Raw genomic sequence first — 598 nt, forward strand, 5'->3', positions numbered from 1 at the left:
TACTGTTAAAGTTGGTCTTGATAAGAACGGCAACGGTCAGTTGGATCCAGATGAAGTAACCTCTTCAACAATCGTCAAAGACGGTAAGGATGGAAAATCTCCACTAGCTAAAGTTGTAGACAACAACAATGGCACGCACACAGTTCAAGTCGGTCTCGATAAGAATGGTAACGGTGAACTTGATCCAGACGAAGTAACATCTTCAACTATCGTCAAAGATGGAAAAGCTGGTGCCACTGGTGCTACAGGCGCAACCGGAGCTAAAGGCGATAAAGGTGAAACTGGAGCTACAGGCGCAACTGGTGCTAAAGGTGAAGACGGCAAGCCATCATTGGCGCAAGTCGTTGATAACAACGATGGCACGCATACTGTTAAAGTTGGTCTTGATAAGAACGGCAACGGTCAGTTGGATCCAGATGAAGTAACCTCTTCAACAATCGTCAAAGACGGTAAGGATGGAAAATCTCCACTAGCTAAAGTTGTAGACAACAACAATGGCACGCACACAGTTCAAGTCGGTCTCGATAAGAATGGTAACGGTGAACTTGATCCAGACGAAGTAACATCTTCAACTATCGTCAAAGATGGAAAAGCTGGT

General features: G+C 45.0%; 1 protein-coding gene. It reads left to right on the forward strand.

The genetic code is table 11. The features are described from left to right. The coding region (locus D8793_RS11785; RefSeq protein WP_446677581.1) for a collagen-flanked surface repeat-containing protein at positions 1-598 on the forward strand (598 nt) is incomplete at both ends.

Origin of the sequence: Streptococcus cristatus, assembly GCF_003943465.1 — a bacterium.
In the GTDB taxonomy this organism is placed as follows: domain Bacteria; phylum Bacillota; class Bacilli; order Lactobacillales; family Streptococcaceae; genus Streptococcus; species Streptococcus cristatus_C.